Annotated in this window: 4 protein-coding genes; all 4 read right to left on the reverse strand. The window is 65.0% G+C overall.

Annotated elements, in window-relative coordinates; all coding sequences use genetic code 11:
- On the reverse strand, positions 1-653 hold a 653-nt coding region (locus tag VJ655_RS15885; protein ID WP_324112729.1), incomplete at its 3' end, for a family 43 glycosylhydrolase.
- Positions 650-1867, reverse strand: coding sequence for an MFS transporter (locus VJ655_RS15890; protein ID WP_324112735.1), 1218 nt, complete (start codon positions 1865-1867; stop codon positions 650-652). The genes VJ655_RS15890 and VJ655_RS15885, both read right to left, overlap by 4 nt.
- Positions 1868-2019: 152 nt before the next feature.
- Positions 2020-2529, reverse strand: coding sequence for a low affinity iron permease family protein (locus VJ655_RS15895; RefSeq protein ID WP_324112731.1), 510 nt, complete (start codon positions 2527-2529; stop codon positions 2020-2022).
- A 32-nt stretch (positions 2530-2561) separates the two neighbouring features.
- A complete protein-coding gene (locus VJ655_RS15900; RefSeq protein ID WP_324112733.1) occupies positions 2562-2816 on the reverse strand; it encodes a hypothetical protein in 255 nt (84 codons plus the stop codon).
- Between the last annotated feature and the right edge of the window lie 240 nt (positions 2817-3056).

A 3056-nucleotide genomic window follows, 5' to 3' on the forward strand; every position in this document is an offset into this window, starting at 1 on the left:
GTGCCGCCTTCGGCCGTGATCAGGTAGTACCAGCCGTCCCGCTTGTAGAGGTGCGGCGCCTCGGTCAGGCCGATCGCCGTGCCTTCGAAGATCACCTTGCGCTCGCCGACTAGGCGGCCTTCGGCGGTGGAGAACTCCTGCAGCACGATGCCGGCGAAGCGTTTCTTGCCCGGCCGGTGGTCCCACAGCTGGTTGACCAGCCACTTCCTGCCATCGTCATCGTGGAACAGCGAAGGATCGAAGCCGGAGCTGTTGAGATAGACCGGGTCCGACCACTCGCCGTCGATCGTGTCGGCCGTGACCAGATAGTTGTGGAAGTCGCGCAAGGACGCGCCCGAGGCTCCGCCCACGGTGGTGCGGCCATAGCGCTTCACATCGGTGAAGATCAGCCAGAACTTGCCGTCGGCATGGGTCAGGCACGGCGCCCAGACGCCGCATCCGTCGGGATCGCCCAACATGTTCAGCTGGCTGGCGCGGCGCAGCGGCCGGGTCAGCAACCGCCAGTTCCTCAGATCGCGCGAGTGGTGGATCTGGACGCCAGGGGCCCATTCGAAGGTCGAGACGGCTATGTAGTAGTCGTCCCCCACCCGCACGATCGAGGGGTCGGGGTTGAAGCCGGTCAGAATCGGATTGCGGATCACGGGAACGCTCATTGGGCGGCCGCCTTGGGCGCGACATGGCTCTTGACGAAGGTCCAGAGCACGATGGCTCCGAGGATGTCGAGCACGCCCAGGGCGACGAAGAACGGGTCATAGCCGATGGTGGTCACCAGACCGCCGATCAGCAGCGAAAACAGCAGGACGCCCAGATTGCCCATCATGCCGGCCAGGCCGGCGACCGTGGCCACCTCGTCGCGGCGGAAGAGATCCGAGGCCATGGTGATGACCGTGACCGACAGGGTCTGGTGCGCGAAACCGCCCAGGCACAGCAAGGCGATGGCGGCGTAGGGGCTTTCGACCCGGCCGACGAAGATCATGCCGGTCATCATCAGCGCGCCGAGCGTGAAGGCGCCCCGGCGGGCGTTGATCAGCGAGACGCCGCGGGCCTGCAGAAGCCCGGCCACGGTCGGGCCGAACAGGCAACCCAGATCCGCCGCCACGAAGGGCAGCCAGGCGAACATGGCGATCTGCTTCAGGTCGAAGCCGCGGGTTTGCGAAAGATAGAGCGGCACCCAGAACGACAGGGTCCCCCAGGTCGGGTCCGCCAGGAAGCGCGGCAGGGCGATGCCCCAGAACTTGCGTTGCTTGAGGATCGAGATGACCGACGGCTTGGCGCCGGCTTCGGTCAGGTGCGCTTCTTGACCGGCGGCGATGCGGGCCCGCTCCTCGTCGGTCATCGACGGGTGCTGGTCGGGGGAGCGGTAGAAGAACAGCCACAGCGCCACCCAGGCCAGGCCCAGCGCGCCCGTCAGGATGAAGGCCGCGCGCCAGTTCCAGGTCAGGACGGCCCAGACCACCAGCGGCGGCGCCAGCATCGAACCGATCGAGGCGCCGATGTTGAACACCCCGCCGGCGAAGCCCCGTTCCTTGGCCGGAAACCAGGTGGCGACCGTCTTCATGCCGGCCGGCTGGGCCGAACCCTCGGCGAAGCCCAAAAGCCCGCGCAGCACCGCGAAGCCCTGCCAGTTGGACGCCAGGCCGTGAGCCATGGCGGCCAGGGACCAGGCGGCGGCGAAGACGGCGAATCCCGTGCGCAGACCCAGGGTGTCGAGCACATAGCCGCAGACCGGCTGCAGCATGATCCCCAGCTGGAAGCCGCCGGTGATCCAGGAATATTCCTTCACCGAGATGCCGAGGTCCTTCAGCACCGTCGGCGCGGCCACGCCCATGGTCGAGCGGGTCAGGTAGTTGATGATCGCGCCCAGCATCACCAGGCCGATGATCCACCAACGCAACGCTTTCAGTTTCGGCAAGGCGGTCGTCTCCCGTCGAGCCTCCTTAGTCCTGGCCCGTTCTATGTTACCGCTATCTAAGCCGAAGTCTGACGTCCAGCCTCAGAAGGTCTGATATTGACAGGGGTCTAGTTGGGATGTCCGGCCCGCAACGCCTTGGCCCGACTGGCGGCCTTGGCGCGGGCGGAGGGCGTCTTGCGGCCGCCGTTCGACGCCTTGCCCGGCTTGGCCTGCTTGGCGGTCCGGGCGTCCTTTTCGGCGGCGGCGCGCTCGAGGGCCCGCATGCTGCGATCCGCCCGCGCCTTGCAGCGGGCGTGCATAATCTCAAGTTCCTTGTCCGTCAGCTTTTCGATGCCGATGAACTCGTTCTCGGCGTCGGTCGTGGCGCGGATCAGCTCGTCGAGCTTGGTCTGCAAGGCCACGCCGTCGCGATTCTGTGTGTTCTGGATAAGGAAGACCATCAGGAAGGTGACGATCGTCGTGCCGGTGTTGATCACCAGTTGCCAGGTTTCCGAGAAACCGAAGAACGGACCGCTCACGGCCCAGATCAGCACCAGCGCGACGCAGACGAGGAAGGCGGGCGGGCTTCCGGTCACTCTGGCGATGGCGTTGGCGAACTTGGCGAACAATTTATCCACGGGCGGCCTCCTTGCAGGTCACCCGGTAACGCTTAGGCCGACGCCACGGCTCCACGGCCCGAAACCTCGACCCAGGTCTCCCCGGCGTCAGCACGGTTCACCTCGCCGACGAAGCGGTCTGGCCCCGCGCCGATCGCCGGTTCCCAGACGAAGACGCCAACACACTCGTGCACGGCCGCGATGTCGGCGGCCAGTTCCATGGCGGCGACGTCGTCTGTCGCGGTCTCGGCGATGAAGGTGAGCGACACGCCATTCGCGCGTCGCGGATAGAAGAGATAAGCAGGCATGAACAGCTCCAGCCTTGCGAGCGGGAGCGAAAGCGCGAGCTTTATCTCTCAGCCACCGGCGCTCAAGAAACCGTGCCGATGATGCCGACAACTTACCATCAATTTGGGATGGTGCGAGGAAATATTCACCTTCCAGATAATATATGTAAGTCGTAAACCCGACATTACGCGAAGCTATTTACATGAAATCCGCGCCACGAAAGGGGAAATGGAGATTTTCTTTTTCATCACGCCACGAGA

Origin of the sequence: Caulobacter sp. (assembly GCF_035254145.1) — a bacterium.
GTDB lineage: Bacteria > Pseudomonadota > Alphaproteobacteria > Caulobacterales > Caulobacteraceae > Caulobacter.

Coding starts and splice junctions, on each gene's coding strand:
- VJ655_RS15890 (WP_324112735.1), bottom strand. CDS start 1,867: ATGCTGGGCGCGATCATCAACTACCTGACCCGCTCGACCATGGGCGTG.
- VJ655_RS15900 (WP_324112733.1), bottom strand. CDS start 2,816: ATGCCTGCTTATCTCTTCTATCCGCGACGCGCGAATGGCGTGTCGCTC.